This window comes from Phosphitispora fastidiosa (assembly GCF_019008365.1).
Classification (GTDB): domain Bacteria; phylum Bacillota; class Thermincolia; order Thermincolales; family UBA2595; genus Phosphitispora; species Phosphitispora fastidiosa.
In genome coordinates this window covers 1-23,616 of the sequence record NZ_JAHHUL010000012.1, presented here as the reverse complement: position 1 = coordinate 23,616, position 23,616 = coordinate 1, and the positions used below count along the sequence as shown (strand labels likewise).

At 47.9% G+C, this 23,616-nt stretch carries 16 protein-coding genes; 15 read left to right on the top strand and 1 reads right to left on the bottom strand.

Annotated elements, in window-relative coordinates; translation table 11 throughout:
• The first annotated feature begins 140 nt into the window (after positions 1 to 140).
• The 12 genes from ilvD (at position 141) to acs (Ga0451573_RS11435) (ending at position 17,870) form a co-directional block, all read left to right on the top strand.
• Positions 141 to 1,805 carry a dihydroxy-acid dehydratase gene (ilvD, locus tag Ga0451573_RS11490; RefSeq protein WP_231684381.1) on the top strand — a complete coding sequence of 555 codons (1,665 nt, stop codon included), beginning with the start codon at positions 141 to 143 and terminating at the stop codon, positions 1,803 to 1,805.
• A 117-nt stretch (positions 1,806 to 1,922) separates the two neighbouring features.
• Positions 1,923 to 3,584 (top strand): biosynthetic-type acetolactate synthase large subunit, encoded by a 1,662-nt coding sequence (gene ilvB / locus Ga0451573_RS11485; protein WP_231684279.1) that lies wholly within the window; start codon positions 1,923 to 1,925, stop codon positions 3,582 to 3,584.
• Between the two features lie 4 nt (positions 3,585 to 3,588).
• The gene (ilvN, locus tag Ga0451573_RS11480; protein ID WP_231684277.1) at positions 3,589 to 4,101 is read left to right on the top strand and encodes an acetolactate synthase small subunit; all 513 of its coding nucleotides are present in this window, start codon (positions 3,589 to 3,591) and stop codon (positions 4,099 to 4,101) included.
• Position 4,102: 1 nt separating this feature from the next.
• Positions 4,103 to 5,098 carry a ketol-acid reductoisomerase gene (gene ilvC, locus Ga0451573_RS11475; RefSeq protein WP_231684275.1) on the top strand — a complete coding sequence of 332 codons (996 nt, stop codon included), beginning with the start codon at positions 4,103 to 4,105 and terminating at the stop codon, positions 5,096 to 5,098.
• A gap of 256 nt (positions 5,099 to 5,354) precedes the next feature.
• Complete coding sequence (gene ilvB / locus Ga0451573_RS11470; protein WP_231684274.1) at positions 5,355 to 7,022, top strand: biosynthetic-type acetolactate synthase large subunit; 1,668 nt, start codon at positions 5,355 to 5,357, stop codon at positions 7,020 to 7,022.
• 14 nt (positions 7,023 to 7,036) lie between these two features.
• Positions 7,037 to 8,596 (top strand): 2-isopropylmalate synthase, encoded by a 1,560-nt coding sequence (locus Ga0451573_RS11465; RefSeq protein WP_231684273.1) that lies wholly within the window; start codon positions 7,037 to 7,039, stop codon positions 8,594 to 8,596.
• A gap of 43 nt (positions 8,597 to 8,639) precedes the next feature.
• Entirely contained in the window at positions 8,640 to 9,905 is a 1,266-nt protein-coding gene (leuC, locus tag Ga0451573_RS11460; protein ID WP_231684272.1) for a 3-isopropylmalate dehydratase large subunit, read from the top strand.
• Positions 9,906 to 10,400 carry a 3-isopropylmalate dehydratase small subunit gene (gene leuD, locus Ga0451573_RS11455; protein WP_231684271.1) on the top strand — a complete coding sequence of 165 codons (495 nt, stop codon included), beginning with the start codon at positions 9,906 to 9,908 and terminating at the stop codon, positions 10,398 to 10,400.
• Complete coding sequence (leuB, locus tag Ga0451573_RS11450; RefSeq protein WP_231684270.1) at positions 10,400 to 11,473, top strand: 3-isopropylmalate dehydrogenase; 1,074 nt, start codon at positions 10,400 to 10,402, stop codon at positions 11,471 to 11,473. Before leuD ends, leuB begins: the two co-directional genes overlap by 1 nt.
• A gap of 20 nt (positions 11,474 to 11,493) precedes the next feature.
• Positions 11,494 to 13,086: a citramalate synthase gene (cimA, locus tag Ga0451573_RS11445; RefSeq protein ID WP_231684269.1), complete on the top strand. Its 1,593-nt coding sequence runs from the start codon at positions 11,494 to 11,496 to the stop codon at positions 13,084 to 13,086.
• A 614-nt stretch (positions 13,087 to 13,700) separates the two neighbouring features.
• Positions 13,701 to 15,296, top strand: a complete 1,596-nt coding sequence (locus Ga0451573_RS11440) for a methyl-accepting chemotaxis protein (protein ID WP_231684268.1) — start codon at positions 13,701 to 13,703, stop codon at positions 15,294 to 15,296.
• Between the two features lie 651 nt (positions 15,297 to 15,947).
• Positions 15,948 to 17,870 carry an acetate--CoA ligase gene (gene acs, locus Ga0451573_RS11435; RefSeq protein ID WP_231684267.1) on the top strand — a complete coding sequence of 641 codons (1,923 nt, stop codon included), beginning with the start codon at positions 15,948 to 15,950 and terminating at the stop codon, positions 17,868 to 17,870.
• Positions 17,871 to 17,974: 104 nt separating this feature from the next.
• On the opposite strand, the gene Ga0451573_RS11430 is transcribed toward acs (Ga0451573_RS11435), so the two are convergent.
• Positions 17,975 to 18,337, bottom strand: coding sequence for a hypothetical protein (locus tag Ga0451573_RS11430; protein WP_231684266.1), 363 nt, complete (start codon positions 18,335 to 18,337; stop codon positions 17,975 to 17,977).
• Between the two features lie 173 nt (positions 18,338 to 18,510).
• On the opposite strand from Ga0451573_RS11430, the gene Ga0451573_RS11425 reads away from it, so the two are divergent.
• The 3 genes from Ga0451573_RS11425 (at position 18,511) to acsA (ending at position 23,492) form a co-directional block, all read left to right on the top strand.
• Positions 18,511 to 18,846 carry a hypothetical protein gene (locus tag Ga0451573_RS11425; RefSeq protein ID WP_231684265.1) on the top strand — a complete coding sequence of 112 codons (336 nt, stop codon included), beginning with the start codon at positions 18,511 to 18,513 and terminating at the stop codon, positions 18,844 to 18,846.
• A gap of 321 nt (positions 18,847 to 19,167) precedes the next feature.
• Positions 19,168 to 21,093 (top strand): acetate--CoA ligase, encoded by a 1,926-nt coding sequence (gene acs / locus Ga0451573_RS11420; protein ID WP_231684264.1) that lies wholly within the window; start codon positions 19,168 to 19,170, stop codon positions 21,091 to 21,093.
• Positions 21,094 to 21,773: 680 nt separating this feature from the next.
• Positions 21,774 to 23,492 (top strand): acetate--CoA ligase, encoded by a 1,719-nt coding sequence (acsA, locus tag Ga0451573_RS11415; protein WP_231684263.1) that lies wholly within the window; start codon positions 21,774 to 21,776, stop codon positions 23,490 to 23,492.
• The last annotated feature ends 124 nt before the right edge of the window (positions 23,493 to 23,616 follow it).

The window sequence follows — 23,616 nt, the reverse complement described above, 5'->3', positions numbered from 1 at the left end:
AAAACATCAATTGAGAGGCCGTTTTATTATATTAATAAATGGCAAACAGGGTGGTACCGCGGAAGGTTAATTAAACCTCTCGTCCCTGATAGGGCTGTCTATCGGGCGGGAGGTTTTTATATTTAAGGGAGGGGTTTATGATGAGAAGTGATGCTGTTAAAAAAGGATTGGAAAAAGCGCCCCACCGCTCCCTCTTTAAAGCGATGGGATATACTGATGAGGAACTGGCCAGGCCGCTTATCGGGGTTGTCAACTCTCAAAATGAAGTGGTGCCCGGACATATTCATCTGGATACTATTGCTGAGGCGGTTAAGGCCGGGGTGCGTATGGCTGGAGGTACGCCTATTGAATTTCCGGCAATCGGGGTTTGTGACGGTATTGCCATGAACCATGCCGGAATGAAGTATTCACTGGCAAGCCGTGAGATTATTGCTGATTCTGTGGAGATCATGACACAGGCTCATGCTTTTGACGGCCTTGTCCTGATACCGAATTGTGATAAGATTATTCCCGGGATGCTGATGGGCGCTGCCCGCCTGAATATCCCCGCAATAGTTGTTAGCGGCGGGCCGATGCTCACAGGCAGGCACCGGGGAAGGGATTTTTCTTTAAGTAATATTTTTGAGGGAGTCGGCGCTGTCCGCGGCGGCAGGATGACTGAGGATGAACTCGCAGAGATGGAGGAGTCAGCGTGTCCGGGCTGTGGTTCATGTGCGGGTATGTTTACCGCAAACACCATGAACTGCCTGACAGAGGTACTCGGGATGTCCCTGCCAGGGAGCGGTACCATTCCTGCAGTAACAGCAGCCAGGAAGAGGCTGGCAAAACAGACCGGCATGAAGATAATGGAACTGGTTGCCCAGGATATCAAGCCTCTCGATATTATGAATAAGGAAACCTTCCATAATGCGATTGCTGCAGATATGGCCCTTGGGGGGTCCACCAACACGGTGCTTCACCTGCCGGCAATTGCCCATGAGTGTGGATTTGAGCTTGACCTTGACAATTTCCAGGAGATTAATGAAAAAACACCACACTTGTGCAAGCTGAGCCCCGCAGGGAGCCACCATATTCAGGACCTCAATGAGGCCGGCGGGATTCCCGCAGTGCTGGCTGAACTCAGCAAGAAAGGAATTCTTTATCTGGACCGGCCGACAGTAACCGGAAAGACTGTCAGGGAGAATATTGCCGGAAAAGAGATACGGGATCCCGATGTAATCAGGCCTCTGGATAATCCCTACAGCGAAAAGGGCGGTTTGGCAATCCTCAGAGGCAACATTGCTCCTGACGGGTCTGTTGTCAAGGAAGCTGCCGTAGCGCCTGAAATGCATCAGCATAAAGGGCCGGCCCGAGTTTTTGAATCAGAGGAGGAAACGGTCCAGGCGTTAATTGACGGCAGGGTTAATAAAGGTGATGTTATTGTAATCAGGTATGAAGGTCCAAAAGGCGGTCCCGGTATGCGGGAGATGCTGACTCCGACTGCGATGGTGGCCGGTCTGGGACTGGATAAGGATGTGGCTCTAATTACTGACGGAAGATTTTCCGGGGCCACCAGAGGAGCATCCATTGGCCATGTTTCTCCTGAAGCTGCCGAAGGAGGTCCCATAGCGGCAGTAAGGGATGGGGATATTATTGAAATAGACATCCCCAACTGCAGCTTAAATGTCCTGATCAGTGATGCTGAACTGAAGGCAAGGCTTGCCGAATGGCAGCCCCGAGAACCCAGAGTCAAGAAAGGTTACCTGGCCCGTTATGCTAAACTGGTGACTTCTGCCAGTACAGGAGCAGTGCTCAAAGACAGTTAGAACAGGAGCAGTGCTTCAAAGAAAGCTGGAACAGGTAGCCGGGTATCAACGGCTGCTGCTGCCGGTCAATGATCGGCAGGTACTGGCCGCAATTAGTATATGACGGAGGTGGATAGGGTGAAATTTTCCGGGGCGGAAATATTAATCAAGAGCTTGCAGGAAGAAGGCGTTGAAGCCATTTTCGGATATCCGGGGGGGCAGGTGCTGCCCATCTATGATGCTTTGTATGACTCGTCTTTGAAACACTATTTGGTCAGGCATGAACAGGGGGCGGCACATGCGGCTGACGGTTATGCCAGGGCTACCGGAAAGCCGGGTGTCTGCCTGGCAACCTCCGGACCGGGAGCTACCAATCTGGTCACAGGAATCGCCACTGCTTATATGGATTCGGTACCTTTAGTTGCTCTTACCGGACAGGTGCCCTGTGACATGCTGGGAAAGGATTCTTTTCAGGAAGCCGATATTACTGGGATTACACTGCCGATTACCAAGCATAACTTCCTGGTGAAAGATGTTAATGACCTGGCCAGGACCATTAAGGAAGCATTCCATATTGCCACAACCGGTCGGCCGGGACCGGTGCTTATTGATATTCCCAAAGATATCTGTGTCAAGCAAACTACCTTTAAGTACCCGGACAAGGTTAATCTAAAGGGTTATAAGCCTACCCTGAAAGGGAATAGAGGACAGATTTCCAATGCGGTGAAGCTTATTGGAGCGGCGAAAAGGCCTGTTATCTATGCCGGCGGGGGTGTTGTCGTCTCTAATGCCAGTGAGGAACTGTTCAGGCTGGCAGAGCTGACCGTAAGCCCAGTAACAACCACCTTGATGGGTATTGGGGCTTTCCCGGAGATTCACCCACTTTCAGTAGGGATGCTGGGGATGCACGGCACCAAGTCAGCCAATTTTGCCGTTAGTGAGTGTGACCTGCTGATTGCTGTGGGAGCAAGGTTTGATGACCGGGTTACCGGAAAGCTGGATGAGTTTGCCTCAGAAGCCCGGATAATACATATAGATGTCGATCCGGCGGAGATTGGTAAGAATGTCAGGGTTGATGTGCCTATTGTCGGGGATGTCAGGATGGTATTGGCAGAACTTAATGGGAAACTGGAGCAGCAGCTGCCCAGTGAATGGCAGGAGCGGGTTGCCAGGTGGAAGGATAAATACCCGTTATGCTATAAGGAAAACGGTGTTTTAAAGCCACAGTGTATTATTGAAGAAATATATAAAATAACAAATGGGGAAGCTACTATTGTCACCGAGGTCGGACAAAATCAAATGTGGGCTGCCCAGTATTATCAGTATACGAAACCGCGTACATTTTTAAGCTCCGGCGGTCTAGGGACTATGGGTTACGGTCTGCCGGCAGCAATTGGCGCCAAGGTTGGTCAACCTGATTCAGTGGTAATAGATATCGCCGGTGACGGCAGTATTCAGATGAACATTCAGGAGATGGCCACTGCGGTACACTATAACATTCCGGTGATTATTGCCATCTTAAATAACAGCTACCTGGGAATGGTGAGGCAGTGGCAGGAAATATTCTATGACCGCAGGTATTCCTATACCGATATCACCGGTCCCGATTTTGTGAAACTGGCAGAAGCTTATGGGGCTTTGGGGATTCGGGTTACTGAGCAAAAGGATGTCAGGCCTGCTCTGCAAAAAGCTATTGAAGCCAATCGCCCGGTGATCATAGATTTTGTAATTGAACGGGAAGAGAACGTTTTCCCTATGGTTCCTCCCGGCGGGGCTATCCACAAAATGTTAGGAGGTTAAGCTTATGAGGCATATCCTTGCTGTTCTGGTAGAAAACAATCCGGGTGTACTGACACGTGTTGCCGGACTATTCAGCAGGCGGGGCTACAATATTGACAGCCTGACTGTAGGCCGAACTGAGAGTGCCAGGATTTCCAGGATGACTATTGTAGTTTCCGGTGATGACCAGGTTTTGGAGCAGGTTACCAAGCAGTTACATAAACTCGTTGATGTTATCAAGATTAATGATATTACTTCTGACCAGTATGTGGATCGGGAACTGGTACTGATAAAAGTAGGAGCTGACCCTGCCGTACGGGCTGAAATAATGCAGATTGTTGACATCTTCAGGGCGCGGATTGTCGATATCGGACGGAAAACCCTAATGATAGAGTGTACCGGTGACGAGGGTAAAATAAATGCGGTGATTCAGTCCCTGATGCCATTTGGCATCAAAGAATTGGTGCGTACCGGAAAGGTTGCCATGCAAAGGGGACATAAATTTACATCAATAAATGAAATCAGAGAGGATGATTAAAATGGTAAAAATGTATTATGATAGTGATGCCGACCTTAATCTGCTAAAAGACAAGACAATTGCGATTATAGGTTATGGCAGCCAGGGCCATGCCCAGGCACAGAACCTTAAGGACAGCGGGCTTAATGTTATTATTGGCCTGCGCCGTGACCTTCCCGAGTGGGATGCTGCAGTTGCTTACGGGTTTGAGGTAATGAATGTTGCTGAAGCTGCAGCAAAAGCAGATATCATCCAGATTCTTGTTCCTGATCAGATTCAGGCCATGGTATATAAGGAGTCTGTTGCTGAACATATGACTTCCGGTAAGGCTCTGGTTTTCTCCCACGGGTTTAATATTCACTTCGGGCAGATTATCCCTCCTGCTGATGTTGATGTCTTTATGATAGCTCCTAAGAGCCCGGGACACATGGTGCGCCGGATGTATCAGGAAGGCGCCGGAGTCCCCGGACTGGTGGCTATTCACCAGGATGCCACCGGCAAGGCAATGGATGTGGCTCTGGCTTATGCCAAGGGAATCGGCTGCACCCGCGCCGGAGTTTTTGAAACCTCCTTCAAGGAGGAGACAGAGACTGACCTCTTTGGTGAGCAGGCTGTCCTCTGTGGCGGAGTATCTGAGCTTATCAAGGCAGGTTTTGATACCTTGGTTGAAGCCGGATATGCTCCCGAGATGGCATATTTTGAGTGCCTGCATGAGCTGAAGCTTATTGTAGACCTCGTTTATGAAGGCGGTCTGAGTTATATGAGGTACTCCATCAGTGATACTGCAGAGTACGGCGATTATGTCACAGGCCCCCGGATTATTAATGAAGATACCAGAGAAGAAATGCGCCAGGTGCTTTATGAGATCCAATCAGGACAGTTTGCCCGGGAATGGCTCCTTGAAAACAGTGTCAACCGTCCGGTATTTAATGCTTTCAGAAAGCAGGATGCAGAACATCAGGTTGAGGTTGTCGGCAAAAGGCTTCGTGAAATGATGCCCTGGTTGAAGAAGAAGTAAGCCACGGAAAAACAAAGTGTTAATCTCGGCCTCTTCTCCGAAGAGGCCTTATTGGTAACATACCGCCACTGTTGGCTTCAGGAAATAACTATCGGCGAAATGGTTTGGCATTGTACAAGATTTCCCTTGTACAACGCCAAACCATATCCCATAGTCATTTCCAGAGCCAACAGTGGGGATTCGACCAATAAGCTGTGAAAGTTATTAATACGAATTATGATGCTAGGCTTATTAACATGAAAAAGGAGGGAATGGAATGAAAATGACGGCTGCCGAAGCACTGGTTAAGTGCCTAAAGGAACAGGGTGTGGATGTTGTCTTCGGGTATCCCGGAGGTAATATCCTGCCGGTTTATGATGCTATGTGTGAATCATCTGATATCAGACACGTGCTGGTACGGCACGAACAGGGAGCCGTTCATGCCGCTGACGGCTATGCCAGGGTTACCGGCAGGGTAGGGGTGTGTATGGCTACCTCCGGCCCCGGCGCTACCAATTTGGTTACAGGAATAGCTAATGCGTATATGGATTCCATTCCTCTGGTAGTTATTACAGGCCAGGTGCCTACTACGATGGTAGGGACCGATGCCTTTCAGGAAGTTGACATTACAGGAATTACTATTCCCATTACCAAGCACAACTATCTGGTCAAGGACGCCCGGAAAGTGCCGCTGATAGTTAAACAGGCGTTTCATATTGCTTCTACCGGCAGGCCCGGACCGGTGCTTATTGACCTCCCCAAAAATGTCTTGCAGCAGGAAATTACTTGTGAGGATTCTGGTGACCTGAAATTGTTGGGATATAAGCCTACATACAGGGGCCACAAATCCCAGATTAATACGGCCTGTGACCTGATTATGCAGGCCCGCCGCCCCTTGATTTACTGCGGGGGAGGAATACACGCCTCAAATGCTTCAGACATCCTGACCAAACTTGCCGAAACGCTGTCAGCGCCGGTGACCTGTACCCTCATGGGACTTGGCGCCATTCCGGGATGTCATGACCTGTCCCTCGGGATGCTGGGACTGCATGGGGCTAAGTATGCCAACCTGGCGGTAACGGAATGTGATGTGCTGATAGCTCTGGGAGTCAGGTTTGATGACCGGGTCGCTGTGGACTTTTCCTCATTTGCTCCCAATGCCAAAATCATTCACGTTGATATTGACCCTGCTGAGATTGGCAAAAATGTCAGGGTTGATATCCCTATTGTGGGTGATGTCAGGATGGTAATGGAGGCCATGCTGGAAAGGCTTGAGGAAAAGAGCTGTGATGAGTGGCTGGCCCAGGTGGGGGAATGGAAAAAGACCTTTCCTCTCCGCTACAAAGCTGAAGCTGCACTAAAGCCCCAGGCTGTCATTGAAGCTCTAAGAGAACTGACCGATGGAGAAGCCATAATGGTTACTGATGTCGGACAGCATCAGATGTGGGCTGCCCAGTACTATAAAACCAAAAAGCCGCGTACCTTTGTCAGCTCAGGAGGTCTCGGGACGATGGGATATGGCCTGCCTGCAGCGGTGGGAGCCAAAATCGGGGCTCCGGACAGGGAGGTGATCCTTATCACCGGTGACGGCAGCTTTCAGATGTGTATGCAGGAATTTGGCACAGCTGTCGAACAGGGACTGCCGGTTAAGGTGATTATTCTGAACAATCACTCCCTTGGTATGGTGCGCCAGCTTCAGGACTTTTACTGTAGCAGGCGTAATGTGGCAGCGGATTTTCAAAAGAACCCTGATTTTGTGAAGTTCGCTGGAGTATATGATGCTTTGGGCCTGAGGATTTCTGATGCCGGTCAGCTGCATAGTGTTCTGGAGCAGGCGCTAAGGCATGACGGACCTGTAATAGTTGACTGTGTTATAGAAAAGGATGAGAACGTTTATCCAATGGTACTGGCAGGGCAGCCCCTGTGCCAGCCCATTGAAGGGTAGAGAGGGGAATTAGTATGAACCAGAGGGTTTATATTTTCGACACCACCTTAAGAGACGGGGAACAGTCACCCGGAGTGAGCCTGAATGCCCAGGAGAAACTGGACATTGCCAATCAACTCCAGAGGCTTGGGGTGGACATTATTGAGGCCGGATTCCCGATTGCTTCACAGGGGGATTTTGAAGCTGTCAGGAATATCGCCAAAAAAGTTAAGGGTGTCACCATTGCAGGCCTGGCAAGGGCTTCCGTAAAGGATATTGACAGAGCCTGGGAAGCCGTGCAATACGCCGAACAGGCCAGGATACATACATTTATTGCCACTTCAGATATACATCTTACTCATAAGCTTAAAATGAGCCGTGACGAGGTACTGGATGCTGCTGTGGCAGCCGTAAAACATGCCAAAAAGTATACCGGAGATGTAGAGTTTTCAGCTGAAGATGCCTTCCGCAGTGACCTTGATTTTCTCTGCAGGGTAGTTGAAGCCGCTATAGCAGCAGGAGCGACAACTATTAATATTCCTGACACGGTAGGTTATGCCACACCTGGCGAATTTGGAGAATTTATCAGTGATATCAGGGCCAGGGTGGCCAATGTTGATAAAGCCGTTATCAGTGTCCATTGTCATAATGACCTGGGGCTGGCGGTGGCTAATTCTCTGGCAGCCGTTGCCAATGGCGCTCAACAGGTGGAATGTGCTGTGAATGGTATTGGGGAGCGGGCAGGCAATGCTTCCCTGGAAGAAGTGGTTATGGCCCTTTACACCAGGCGGCCGTTTTTTGAAAGGAACACCGGAATCAAAAAAGACGAGCTTTACCGTACCAGCCGCCTGGTATCCAGTCTTACAGGGATGAGGGTTCAGCCCAACAAAGCCATTGTAGGGAAAAATGCCTTTGCCCATGAGTCAGGGATACACCAGGATGGGGTACTTAAGGAACGCAGTACTTACGAGATTATGAATCCGGAAATGATAGGACTGAATATCAATAATATTATCCTGGGGAAACACTCGGGAAGACATGCCATCAGAGACCGGCTCCTGGAAATGGGTTATCACCTTTCAAAGGAGGAAATTGAAAAGTCTTTTGTAAAATTCAAGGAACTGGCTGATAAAAAGAGGGAAATCAAGGATGAGGACCTGGCTGCGATAGTAGAAAATGAGGTTCTCACAGTTCCGGAGACATATACCCTGGAATACCTCCACATATCCAGCGGAACCAAGGTGATTCCGACAGCTACTATCCGGCTGGGGAAATCCGGGGAAATGTTCGAGGAAGCCGCCTGTGGCGACGGACCTGTTGATGCTATTTACAAGGCTATGGATAAGATTACGGGAATCAGCAGTGTGCTGCAGTTATATAACCTCCATGCTGTTACGGGAGGCAAAGATGCCCTTGGTGAAGTTACGGTTAAAATTCTGCCTAATGGCGGCAACAAAAGGACTTTCCTGGGCAGAGGCGTCAGCACCGATGTCCTGGAAGCCAGCGCCAAGGCGTATCTGAATGCTGTCAACAAGGTGGTCGATGCAGAACTGGAAAACGGCAGCCATGACGAAAGCCCCCGGGATGGAGTGTAAAGGCTAATCGGTAATTAATTTAGCATGAGAGAGGTGACTGAGGATGGGGATGACTATCACTGAAAAAATCCTGGCAGCACATTCGGAGAAAAAAACTGTTGCTCCGGGTGAACTGATCAGCAGCAAGGTTGATGTTGTTCTGGGGAATGACATCACCGCCCCTGTTGCCATCAGGGAATTTGAAAAAATCGGAGTACCGGATGTCTTTGACAAGGAAAAGGTTGTACTTGTCCCGGACCATTTTACTCCTAACAAGGATATCAAGTCCGCAGAACAGGCAAAGCTGCTGCGCAGCTTTGCCAAAAAACATGAATTGACTAATTACTTTGAAGTAGGCAGGATGGGCATAGAACACTGTCTGCTGCCGGAACAGGGAATTGTCCTTCCGGGTGATGTTATTATCGGAGCTGACTCCCATACCTGTACCTATGGTGCGCTGGGAGCATTCTCAACCGGGGTTGGCAGTACCGATATGGCTGCAGGTATGGCCTCGGGTGAGGTGTGGTTTAAGGTGCCGGAATCAATCAAGTTTGTCTACAATGGTAATGAATTAAATGAATGGGTCAGCGGCAAGGACCTGATCCTGCACACTATTGGCGATATCGGTGTCGATGGCGCTTTATACAAGGCGATGGAGTTTACCGGGTCCGCTATCGAGAACCTGTCTATTGACGGCAGGTTTACCATGGCCAATATGGCTATTGAAGCAGGGGGCAAAAACGGCATTATTGCCCCTGACCAGACGACCATTGATTATGTGGAATCAAGGGCTAAGAGGCCTTATAAAATTTACAGCAGTGACGCTGATGCTGTTTATGATGCGGTTATCGAATATGACGTTTCCGAAATCGAGCCCCAGGTTGCTTTCCCGCATCTGCCCGAAAACTCCAGGCCGGTAAGTGAGGCCGGGAAGGTGGAGCTTGACCAGGTTATCATCGGTTCTTGCACCAATGGGCGGATGGAAGACCTGCGCATTGCAGCAAAAGTACTCAAAGGGCATAAGGTTCATCCTGATGTCAGGCTGGTAATTATCCCCGGGACCCAGAAGATATATAAACAGGCTATGCAGGAAGGGCTTTTTGAAATTTTTGTTGATGCCGATGCCGCAGTCAGTACCCCAACCTGCGGGCCCTGCCTGGGAGGACACATGGGTATCCTGGCCAAGGGTGAAAGAGCGCTGGCCACAACTAACCGCAACTTTGTCGGCAGGATGGGCCATCCTGAGAGCGAAGTCTACCTGTCAAATCCTGCAGTTGCTGCCGCGTCAGCGATAATGGGCCGGATTGTCGGACCCGGGGAGGTGGAATAAATGGAATTTCAGGGACGTACGTGGAAGTTTGGAGCCGATGTGGATACTGATGCCATAATTCCAGCCAGATACCTGAATACCTCAGACCCCGATGAGCTGGCAAAGCACTGTATGGAGGATGCCGATCCCGAGTTTCCCAACAAAGTAAAAAACGGAGATATCATTGTTGCCGCAAAAAACTTTGGCTGCGGCAGTTCCAGGGAGCATGCCCCCATATGTATCAAGGCAGCAGGGATATCCTGCGTGATTGCCAAGTCCTTTGCCCGGATTTTTTACCGGAATGCCTTTAATATCGGGCTGCCGATCCTGGAATCAGCTGAAGCTGTGGACGGCATTGACGAAGGGGACCAAGTAAAGGTTGATGTGGATAAAGGTGTCATATATAACGTTACCAAGGGCACAAGTTTTAAGTCAACGGCTATTCCACCGTTCATGCAGGAACTTATTGATGCCGGAGGTTTAATCAACTATGTACGGGGGAGGCTGAACCGCTGATGTATAAGATAGCTGTTTTACCGGGAGACGGAATCGGTGTGGAAATAGTGCCTGAAGCAGTCAAGGTATTAAAGGCTGTTGGCGGGAAATACGGTCATGATTTTGAATTTACCGAAGGGCTCATCGGAGGAGCAGCCCTTGATGCCGTGGGAGAACCGCTTCCCAAAGCAACCCTGGACCTTTGTTATAATAGTGATGCAGTTTTACTGGGCGCCATCGGAGGTCCTAAGTGGGACACCCTGCCGGTACATCTAAGGCCGGAGGCGGGCGCCCTGCTTCCTTTGAGAAAGGCCCTGGGACTTTACGCCAACCTGCGCCCGGCAACTCTCTATGATGCCCTGATTGATGCCTCCACCCTAAAGAAGGAAGTAATCGAGGGAATTGATTTCATGGTTATCAGGGAACTGACTGGGGGACTGTATTTTGGCGAGAAGAAACGCGAAAAGACTGCCACCGGACAGGTGGCTATTGATACAATGGTATACAGTACAGAGGAAATTATTCGCATTGCCCGGCTGGGTTTTGAAATTGCCAGAAAGCGAAAAAAGGTCCTCCATTCTGTGGATAAAGCAAATGTTATAGAAAGCTCACGCCTCTGGCGGGAGACAGTGATTGAACTGGCAGCGGAATATCCTGATGTTGAGCTGATACACATGTATGTTGATAACTGTGCCATGCAGCTGGTGCGCTGGCCGAAACAGTTTGATGTAATCGTAACGGAAAACATGTTTGGAGACATCCTCACTGACCAGGCTTCAATGCTTACAGGATCTATAGGGATGCTGCCATCGGCCAGCATTGGCGGCAAGATAGGCCTCTATGAGCCAAGTCACGGATCGGCACCCGATATAGCCGGACAGAAAAAGGCCAATCCTCTGGCGACAATCCTTTCTGCAGCCATGCTGCTGAGGTATTCCTTTAACCTGAATGATGAGGCGGCAGCCATTGAGAATGCAGTCGTCCAGGTCCTTAACAGCGGGTACAGGACACCTGATATCATGGAGAGCGGCGGTAAGCCTGTGAACACTGAAGAAATGGGAGACCGTGTTGTGGAGCAGATTGTCGGCTATTGAATTAAGGAGCAGGAATTTTTATGAAGAAAGTATCTATTTATGACACCACTTTAAGAGATGGAACCCAGGGTGAGGGGATTTCCCTTTCAGTTGATGATAAACTAAAAATTGCCGTTAAACTTGACAGAATGGGTATCGATTATATAGAGGGAGGGTGGCCCGGCTCTAATCCCAAGGATATGGAGTTTTTCCTGCGCGCCAGGGAAGCTGATTTGGAGCATGCTACTATTACGGCTTTTGGCAGTACCTGCAGGCCGGGTGGTAAGCCATCTGAGGATAGCAGTATGGAGGCAGTCCTGAAGTCCGGGGTCAAGGCGGCAGCTGTTTTTGGCAAGAGCTGGGACTTTCATGTCACTCATGCCCTGAAGACTACCCTTAAGGAGAATCTCCGGATGATTTATGATTCGGTTGCCTACCTCAAGGGAAAGGGTCTTGAAGTAATATATGACGGGGAACACTTTTTTGACGGCTATAAAAACAATCCGGAATATGCTATGGAGACAATCCTTGCTGCCCAGGATGCCGGAGCCGATTTGATTTGCCTTTGTGACACCAATGGGGGCAGTCTCCCTGCGGACATTTTGGAGATTGTCTCAAAGGTAACCTCTGCTGTCAAAGTACCTGTCGGCATTCATACCCACAATGACGGTGAGCTGGCGGTGGCCAATTCCCTGATGGCTGTCAGGGCCGGCGCTGTACAGGTACAGGGGACTATAAACGGTTTTGGGGAGCGGTGCGGCAATGCCAATTTGTGTTCTGTAATCCCGAATCTGGTACTGAAAATGGGTTGTCAATGTATTCCTGAAGACAGACTGGCAGGGCTGACCGAGCTCTCCAGATATGTCAGTGAACTGGCAAATGTCATCCCCAACCCCCACCAGCCCTATGTCGGCAACAGCGCTTTTGCCCATAAGGGCGGAATCCATGTTAGTGCGATGTTAAAGCATCCGGAGACCTATGAGCATATCAAACCGGAAACTGTCGGAAATGTCAGGCGTGTGCTGGTATCAGAACTCTCGGGAATGAGCAATATTGTTTATAAGGCCGAAGAGCTTAATATAAATGTTGACCTCAGCCATACCAATCCTGAGACGAGGGCTGTTCTTGAAGAACTTAAGGACCTGGAACACAGGGGCTTTCAGTTTGAGGGCGCTGAGGCATCTTTTGAGCTTTTACTGCGCAAAGCCTTTAACGGCTACCATGAACCCTTTAACCTGGAGACCCTGCGTATAATCATGGAAAAGCGCGAAGAAAACGATATCTATTCTGAAGCCATCATCAAGATGAGGGTAGGTCAGGAGATTGTCCATACCGCGGCAGAAGGCAACGGTCCCGTAAATGCGCTTGATAATGCCCTAAGGAAGGCTTTGGAAGGGTTTTATCCGGAAATCCGCCAAATGCAGCTGGCCGACTACAAGGTCCGGGTACTTGGCGGCAATGACGGAACCGGCGCCTTGGTCCGGGTACTTATTGAAACACGTGATAAACACGAGTCGTGGGGCACTGTCGGGGTGTCGGAAAATATAATTGAGGCAAGCTGGCAAGCCCTGGTGGACAGTATCGCATATGGGCTGCATAAATACAGTAAAAATAAAGAGCAACAGGAGGCCTGAAAAGGCCTCCTCAGTTTATTGACAAACCCTATATTTTTTGTGAGTATTAAATTGTATATGGACAGGGGTAGATGAATTCCTCCGGCGGGGCCCCCAATCCGTTACCGAAGCCCCGGCTTTTTAGAAAAGCCGGGGCTTCGACGGATCGGGGGGACCCCCAGACATCTCCGCCGGCAGCAGCTCCCGCTTCGCGGATCGCTGGCCGGACGGACGACAGACTCCGCCATCCGGAACACATCTACCCCTGTCTTATATCATTTTTATAGTTAAAAATTATTGACTTTGTCAGCACTCTGAGGAGGCTTGAAAAGGTCTCCTTTACTTATTCTTGCTAAGCGCTAAAGCATAAAGTTTACCCGTAAGATGTGCCGGAATGGCGTTAAGGTGCACCCTTCCGGCACAATTAATATTAGTAACTATAAAAAAATAGTACTTAGCATATTGCATTTTGAAGGGAAATTAAGTAAATTGTCGAAATAACTACATAAAGTAATTTGGTAAATCTAGTGCAGAGAAACAAGTGCAGAGAAACAAGTGCAGAGAAACAAGTGCAGAGAAACAAGTGCAGAAATCCGGGAGTGCCAAAATTTACAAAAGAAAGAGGAGTGTGGGAAATGACAGACATCAATTCAGCCTTCAATGAGTGCAGACAGGTAAAAAACGGTTTATTTACAAGAGCTGATCCAGCTGTTCTAAATGCTATGGAAGCTTACTGTGCTGTGGTCCATAGTGTCCCTGATCCAATGTTTGTTACAGATAGAGAGAGAAATCTAATCTTCCTGAACCAGGCGTGTCTGGAATTTATCGGACTCAGTGATGCCGCGGGAGTTATCGGGAAAAAATGCTGGGATATTTTTCAGGCTGATATCTGTAAGACCAACTGTCCGGTGGATGACTGCCTGAATGAGAAAAAAAGTTTTGTCAACCGGAAAGCTATGGTGAAGAATTCCCGGGGGCAGGCGGTATATATTTCAATAGATGCCGCACCTGTTATCAATAGAAAAGGTGAATTAATCGGAGCCATGGAAGTAATAAGAGACATTAGTGAAGAAATAAAGTTTCAGGAAACCATGAAGAATGATAAGGAATATGCCAACAGTATAGTCAGGGGTATAAAAGACCCGTTCTTTATTGTCGATAAGGATCTGGTTGTTACATACATTAACGAATCTGCAGCCGGAGCTATGGGATACCGGGTCGATGAGGTTGTGGGCAAAATGATGTGCAGGGATGTCTTTAACAGCAATATATGTCAAGACAACTGTGCCATCAAATATGCCATGCGATCCGGGGACTCTATTGAGGGAGTTCGGGTAATACTTAAAGACCGTTACGGAAAGGAAATACCCGTACTGGCAAGTGCAGCTGTGTTAAGAGATGGAGAGGGCAATATTATAGGTGGTTTTGAGCTTGTCAGGGATATCAGTGCCGATGTTGCCATTGAGGCAAGAGTAAAGGAGGCGAGTATGTGCCTCCTGGAATCAGGCCGAAGCCTGTCAGCAGCATCAGAGGAGACCAGTACCACGGCACAGCATATGTCTCAGGGAACCTACTCATTGGCAGAGGAGTCGGGACAGGTAGCCGAACTTGCCAGTGAGGCCGGCAGTACGGCTCAGGAGGGCGGACAGGCAATCATCGGAACACTTCAGGGAATGGAGGCAATATTTAATATTGTAAATAAGGTTAGTGACCACCTTAGTGAAATTGAAAAACACTCAGTTGAAATGGGTGAAATTATCTCTGTTATAGACGAGGTTGCTGAACAAACAAACCTGCTGGCTTTAAATGCCGCAATTGAAGCAGCCCGGGCGGGTGAACACGGAAAGGGGTTTGCGGTTGTAGCTGATGAGGTACGCAAGCTGGCAGAACGTTCTGCTCATTCTTCAAAGAAAATTGCTGATTTAATCCGCAGTTCACAGAACAGCATTAATCTTACGGGAGTCACAGTACAGCAGGCAATTGATATTGTTGATAACATAAAAAGCGGTGCTGATACTGCCAAAAAGAGTCTTGAGGATATTGTAAGCGGAATTGACAACGTATCTGAGCGGTTTGGCAATATATCAGCAGCCACCGAAGAGATCTCAGCCTCATCGGAGCAGGTCAGCTCTTCTTCCGAAGAAGTGGCCCGCTTGGCCCGGGAACTGGCCGAGGTAGCTGACGGCCTTAATGAAGCGGCAGCCATGTTCGGTCATCAAAGTAATGAATAAAGCATGTGTCTAATAATTGCAACGTCTTAGTACAAAAGGGCAGCATTTTCTGCTGCTGCACGTGGGAGAATAACCTGTCAAGGTCGTACAAACGGCCTTGTTTTTTGTTAATATCACCGAAAAACGGTCAAATAGAGCTGAAATTAACCGTTAACGGTCGTTTAAAGGGCGATTCTTGCAAGGGTGCGGACCACTTGCAATCATATTTAACCGTTAGAGTTCACAAAATTGCCGTTCACGGCTAAATAATAGTATATTCCGGGCAGTTATATTAGAATAAAACTGACAGAAAAGAGTGTCAACAAATGTATACATATAGAGCCGCATCTGGGGGGAATGCGGTTGTCTGTGCCTGAAGAAGGTTAAGTTTTAGTCTTCTTTATTAGACAATATGCCCTCAAAGGGCTTAATTTAATGTATGTTGGTTTTTTATACCCATGGTTCGTGTGTGATTTCAGTAATTTTTTGAAATTGTCTTGGGGGACGATACGGCGAACCAGGGATAGGCCTTAGAGTCATAAATGTTACAGAAAGGAGGCAATGGTCAGATTCTAAGGGGCTAAGCAGATTTGGGGAAAATCAGTGACAGTTTATGCGGATTATCCCGAATAATCAAAAAAGTGTAATAATAATTAAGGGGGAGTAAACTTAATGGAGAAGACTGCAATTGAAGATCGCGTGTTTAACCCATCAGAGGAAGTCGTTTCAAATGCAAATATCAGTCAGGCTGTATACGATGAGGCTGCTGCCGATCGTTTAGCATGGTGGGGAAAGCAGGCTGATGAACTGGTAACTTTCTTTAAGCCTTATGAAAAGGTTCTTGATGACAGTAACCCGCCATTCTTCCGCTGGTTTACCGGGGGTACCACAAACGTTTCCTATAACTGCCTCGACCGTCATTACAATTCTGCCAAGCGGAATAAAGCGGCCCTCTGTTATGAAAGCGAGATTGGCAGGAAAGTTATTTTGACATATCGTGAACTTTATATTGAAGTTAATAAATTTGCTAATGTCCTTAAAGGCCTCGGGGTACAAAAGGGTGACAGGGTTTGCCTGTATATGCCTATGATTCCTGAGTGCGCCATTGCCATGCTGGGATGTACCCGGATAGGCGCTATCCACTCAATAGTTTTTGGCGGCTTCAGCGCTGATTCACTGGCTGACCGGATTAATGATGCCGAGGCTAAGATTGTAATTACTGCTGATGGTAACTTCAGGAAGGGGAATCCGTTCCCGCTGAAGAATAATGCCGATGTTGCCCTTGAAAGCACCTCATGTGTGGAAAAGGTTATTATTGTTAAAAATGCCGGAAATGATATTAATGTAGTGGAAGGCCGCGATGTCTGGTATCATGACCTGATGGCCACTGCTGACAAGTACTGCAAGCCTGAGGAAATGGAAGCTGATGCTCCGCTGTTTATCCTTTATACTTCCGGCTCAACCGGGAAACCTAAAGGTGTCCAGCATACCACAGCCGGTTACTTGGTTCAGACTCAGGCAACTCTGAAGTACGTTTTTGATCTTAAGGAAGACGATACTTTCTGGTGTACTGCCGACATTGGCTGGATTACCGGTCACAGCTATGTTGTGTACGCGCCGCTGGCTCTTGGGATGACCACCTTTATGTATGACGGAACTGTTGACTATCCTGATAAGGACAGGATGTGGGATATGGCCGAAAGGTGGGGGATATCGGTATTCTACACCGCTCCTACCGCAATTCGGACATTTATGAAGTGGGGTAACGAGTATCCCCGAAAGCATGACCTGTCAAATATCCGCCTGCTGGGTACTGTTGGCGAGCCTATCAACCCGGAAGCCTGGATGTGGTATTATGAAAACATCGGTGGCAGCAAGTGCCCCATTATGGATACCTGGTGGCAGACTGAGACCGGCGGGTTCATGATTACACCGACTCCAATGGTGCCGCTGAAGCCTGGTACTGCAACCATTCCGTTCCCCGGTATTGAGGTTGATGTGGTTGATGAAAACAAGCAGTCAACTGAAAGGGGTTACCTGGTTGTTAAGTCTCCCTGGCCGGGCATGCTGATGACTATCTGGGGTGATGATGACAGGTACATTGACCAGTATTGGAAGCGTTTCGGTGACTATTACTTTGCCGGTGACGGCGCTAAGAGGGACGACATGGGTTATATCTGGGTAACCGGCCGGGTTGACGATGTGCTTAACGTTTCCGGTCACCGCCTAGGGACAGCCGAGATTGAAAGCGCTCTTGTTGAGTGTGCGGAAGTTGCTGAATCAGCAGTTATCGGCAGAAAGCATGACGTTAAGGGTGAAGCTCCTGTTGCCTTTGTTATCCTCAAGGATGGTTTTGAAGCCAGTCCCGAACTGATCGACAAGCTGAAGAAGCATGTCGGTGTCAAAATTGGCCCCATTGCCCGTCCTGATGATATCATCTTCACAGGCGGTCTGCCCAAGACCCGTTCCGGTAAGATTATGCGCCGTCTTCTGAGGGATATTGCTGAAGGGCGTGCTATCGGTGACGTGACTACCCTTGCAGACCCGGGCGCTATGGCAGAAATTGCCACTAAGTATTCCGGCAAGGAAGAGTAATTTTGGAATAACAATATATTACTGGATATAAGTTAACGCCAAGACTTATATACAAAAGGATAAAGGGGAAACGGATGCCGTTTCCCCTTTATTGCTAAAACAGCCTAATTATTCTTCAAATAGCTTTTGTCGAATTTGCCTTCTTTTACAAAAGCAGCCCAGTCAACGAAGGATATGCCTGACTTAGAGTAAAAATCCACTTCCTTGGCGCGTTCTTCATCCCATTCCCTGAAGAATTCCCTGACCGCGGAAAGGGCGTCAAAAAAGACCTTTTCTTCAACCAGTTCGTATTGAAACAGTAGCACCTTTAAGGTGTTGTTCTCCATTTCAAGGTTTTTGACTCTGTTAAATAGTTCAATGAACATAAGGCGTACATAGTCCTGGGTCAGTTCCCGGTCAGAATCGCCCAGGAAAGCCCAGATTTTTTTATCAGCCAACATTTCCCAGGGCTCATTGGATTTCTGCATTATTACTCCGCCTTTCACTCGGTTAATTTAGATGCACATTTTAATGGTAACCTTAAAAAATGGCTTTTATACGGAAATATTCCGTTTTTTGGGCAAAATATCAGTCTTTTTGCACAGCGGGTGTGAAAAGTGGGGAAGGGAAGGTGAAGGGCCTGTTCGAGAGGCCCGCTGATATGCAAACTGTATGGAGCATGCTGGCAGACAAGGATATCTATAAGGCCATAGAGGACTCTGAGACCATGGACAACGAATTTCTCAGGCTTTTGCTGGTCGAGCTGCTTGGCAGAGTTAAAAGGCTGGAAGAAATTAATTTTGCCTTTCAGGCGCTGCTGGTGCAGGAGGGGTTATTTGATGAGGAGATTCTGCAGCAAACGATAAAGAATGCCGGGGAATACTTAAGAAAAAAAGACAGCAGAAAGTCTGAGATCAACCAGATGATGGGGAATTCCGGAATTAAATTTAAAGAATGGGTAAACTTTATTTTGAATGGTAGTTTCAGTGACCGCTAAGAAAATTTATCTAGTTTACATAACACGGAGGGCTTGAAAATGTCAGGCCTTTTTTCGTTGCCTAAAAAAATGTGCTATGACATAAACATAGACATTATTATGGATGGCAAAAACAACCGTTCGGCATCGAAAAACGACCGTTAGCCGCTTTAATGATGACTTTGGCTTACGATATGTTTTACAATATAGACACGTAACTGAGCAGTCAGAATATTTGAAAATTTAATCAGAGAGGTGGTCTATGGGGAGCATTTGGGTAGACGGAGTATGTTTTGATAATGAACTGTAAAGTAAAATTAGTCTTGGGGGGAGAAAAATTTTATGGAAAACGTTGCATTGGAAAACCGTGTGTTTAATCCGCCGGCTGAAATTACGGAAAACGCAAATGCCAAAGCGGATATTTATGAACTTGCCCAAAAGGACCGTATTGGTTTCTGGGATACCCAGGCCAAGGAACTGGTAACCTGGGTTGAACCATATGATAAGGTTCTTGATGATAGTAAAGCGCCATTTTATAAGTGGTTTGTGAACGGAAAACTGAACCTGTCTTACAACTGTATAGACCGTCATGCCAAGTCAGACCGCCGCAATAAGGCAGCTATTCTCTATGAAAGTGAAATCGGCAGGCAGGTCTGTCTTACTTATGGAATGCTTTACCGTGAAGTTAACAAGTTTGCCAATGCTCTGGCAAGCCTGGGTGTTAAGAAGGGTGACCGGGTAGCGCTGTACATGCCAATGATCCCTGAAGCTGCAATTGCCATGCTGGCCTGTACCAGAATTGGGGCGCCCCACTCTCTGGTATTTGGAGGCTTCAGCCCAGAGTCTCTCAGGGACCGGATTAATGACTGCCAGGCTAAAGTCCTGATTACCTCAGATGGTAACTTCCGCCGTGGTAAACCATTCGCATTAAAGAATAATGCCGATAAAGCTTTGGAAGATGCGCCTTCCATTGAAAAATGTGTTGTTGTCAAGAATGCCGGAAATGATGTCGACTTTGTAGAGGGACGCGATGTTTGGTATCACGAACTGATGGCCAAAGCAGGCAGCTATTATGAGCCTGAAGTGATGGACGCCGAAGACATGCTCTTTATCCTGTATACCTCAGGTACAACCGGCAAGCCAAAGGGTGTTGTACATACAACCGGTGGATATCTGGTGCAGACACAAGCCACCCTGAAATATGTTTTTGATATCAAAGAAGATGATGTTTACTGGTGTACTGCAGATATTGGCTGGATAACCGGACACAGTTATGTTGTCTATGCTCCCCTGGCACTTGGAGCTACAACCTTTATGTATGACGGTACGATAGATTATCCTGCCAAGGATAGGCTGTGGGATATGGCTGAAAGGTACGGGGTAACCAAGTTTTATACTGCTCCTACAGCCATTCGGACATTCATGAAGTGGGGTACCGAATTTCCCAAGAGCCATGACCTGTCGGCAATTAAAATACTGGGTTCCGTCGGGGAGCCAATTAACCCGGAAGCCTGGATGTGGTATCGCGAACATATCGGCGGCGGGCAGGCTCCTATCATGGATACTTGGTGGCAGACTGAGACCGGAGCTTTCATGTGCACTCCCCTGCCCGGCATCACTGCGCTGAAACCCGGTACGGCGACAGTTCCCTTCCCTGGAATTGAACTTGACATCGTAGACGAGAACAAAAACTCTGCAGATGTAGGCTATCTTGTCGTGAAATCACCTTGGCCCTCTATGCTGCGGACAATATACGGAGATGATGACCGTTACGTAGAAACTTACTGGAAGCGCTTCGGAGATTTCTATTTCGCCGGTGACGGTGCCAAGAGAGATGAACTGGGTTACATATGGGTAACCGGTCGCGTTGATGACGTGCTTAATGTATCAGGACACAGGTTGGGGACTGCTGAAGTTGAAAGCGCCCTGGTTGAATGTGAAGAGGTTGCTGAAGCCGCTGTTGTTGGCAAGAAGCATGATGTTAAAGGTGAAGCTGTTTGCGCTTTTGTAATCCTCAAGGACGGTTTCGAAGCAAATTCCGAGCTTATCGACAAATTGAGGAAGCATGTTGGTGTGAAGATAGGTCCGATTGCCCGTCCTGATGATATCATTTTCACAGGTGGACTGCCCAAGACCCGTTCAGGTAAGATCATGCGTCGTCTTTTAAGAGATATTGCCGAAGGTCGTGCTATTGGTGACGTGACTACCCTGGCCGACCCGGGTGCAATGCAGGAAATTGCCTCTCAATACTCCGGAAAAGAAGATTAACCCTCAAAGTATCTCATATATGTTGTGTTTTTGCAGGGACAATTGTCCCTGCATTTTTGTTTATGGGGGAACTGAAATAGGCGCACTTCTAGTTATGTGGCATTCGAAACGAATGGAAATGTTATGTAAACAAACGTTGGCCCGCCCGCTTAAGGAGATTAACCACCATTCACTATCCGAATATGTCAGTTTAACAACCGAACAAAAAAGCCTGGATGTGAATAGCAATACCGCTAAACTCCCATAAACGACCGTTAAAGATTAAAATAATACCATTCGCCGCCCATAACGACCGTTCGCCGAAAATGCAATGACTTATATACTTAGGTGTACTAAAATATATACAAGGCCCTATGTCGGGAATGTACACAAATATAGACAAAAAGGTGGTGAGTAGAAAATAGAATACCGTAACGGAATGCACTTATAAAAGGTCCCCCAAGCTTTTAATGCAGTGTTTTCCATTAAGTTTATTCCCTTTTTACTTGTAACAAACTAACCTGCGAAAAAAACGCCAAGAGATTTTTTCTTATTAACAACCTGCTTAGACCCGGTGGCTAATCCTATTGGGTCACGAAAAGAATCACGTACTTATCTAATGTTGCATTAGAAAAATTCAGAAAAGTCAAAATTGTGTAATCGAACTCGTGTAATCGAACTTGATATGAGGAGGCTGAGCAATGTCTGAAATGAATTTGTTACCCCCTTCTCCCGGCAAACATAATATGGAAGATTATAATATGGCAGCTGATTTTAAATGGGAAGATGTGGAGAAGGAGTTTAGCTGGTATACCACTGGAAAAGTAAACCTTGCCTATGAGGCTGTTGACAGGATGGTTGACGAAAAAGGCAAGGCAGATATGCCTGCATTATATTATCTTGATGCCAAACGGGAAGAAACCTATACATTTGCGAATATGAAGGCTAATTCCAATAAGTTTGCCAATGTCTTAAGGAAATACGGTGTTGCGAAGGGTGACAGGGTATTTATTTTTATGCCCAGAAGTCCTGAACTGTTTTTCAGTTTTCTTGGTATTGTTAAAGTAGGCGCTACTGCAGGTCCGCTGTTTGAAGCATTTATGGAAGCTGCTTTAAGGGACCGCCTGGCTGACAGCGAAGCTACTGCCATTATCACCACACCGGCGTTAAAAGGCCGCATTCTCAAGGAGGAGCTGCCCAACCTCAAGCATATTTTCGTGGTTGGCGCCGATGGCGACCTGGGAGAGCGTGAAATTGACTGGAATGCCGAAATGGCTGCAGCATCTGAGGATGCCCAAATAGAGTGGGTTGACCGGGAAACTCCTTTATTCCTCCTTTATACCTCTGGCTCAACCGGGAAGCCTAAGGGTATTATCCACGTGCATAATGACATGCTGGGTTACTACGCAACAGGGAAGTATGTGGGTGACCTCCAGGAAGGTGACATGTACTGGTGCACCGCTGACCCAGGCTGGGTTACCGGTGTGGTTTACGGCATGCTGGCCCCCTGGTTAAACGGTGTAAGCACAATTCTCAGAGGCGGCCGCTTCAGCGCTGATGACTGGTACAGCACTTTGGCTAAGTACAAGGTAACTGTATGGTACAGCGCCCCCACTGCATTCCGACTCCTGATGGCTGATGGAGAAGAAAAGCTGAAAAACTATGATTTTTCCAACCTGCGCCATATTATGTCTGTCGGTGAACCCCTGAACCCTGAGGTAATCCGTTGGTTTATGGCCAACCTGAATATCCGGGTTCATGATACTTGGTTTATGACTGAAACAGGTATGCAAATGATTTGTAATTACCCGGCAATGCCGATTAAACTGGGTTCAATGGGTAAGCCAGTTCCGGGTGTAGAAGCGGCTATTGTTGATGACGAAGGCAATGTCCTCCCGCCGCTGCAGATGGGTAACCTGGCAATCAAAAAAGGCTGGCCTGCCCAGATGCGTGCTGTCTGGAAGAACCCTGATAAATTCAATGAGTATTTTAAGAATGATCCCTGGTATGTATCAGGCGACTCTGCTTACATAGATGAAGAGGGCTATTTCTTCTTCCAAGGTCGTGTTGATGATGTTATCAATACAGCCGGTGAGCGTGTCGGTCCCTTTGAGGTAGAGTCCAAGCTTATTGAGCACCCGGCAATTGCTGAAGCCGGTGTAATTGGCAAGCCGGATTCTGTTCGGGGTGAAATCATCAAGGCATTTGTTGCACTTCGTGAGGGCTATGAGTGGACTGATGAGTTGGCCAAAGAGGTGCGCGACTTTGTAAAGCTCGGTCTTGCAGCTCATGCTGCTCCGAGGGAATTTGAGGTTAAGGATAAGCTGCCCAAGACACGTTCCGGTAAGATCATGCGCCGTGTCCTGAAGGCATGGGAACTGGGGCTGCCTGTTGGTGACCTGTCCACAATGGAAGACTAGAAATAAAGAAAAAGTATCGATATCTCGGGGCCCCGCTAAGGGGGCCTCTTTTGTTCGTCCGGCATGCACATCAAGCCGATGGGTTGAGAGAAACCCTATCACCTAACCAGCGGGAAGATAACCC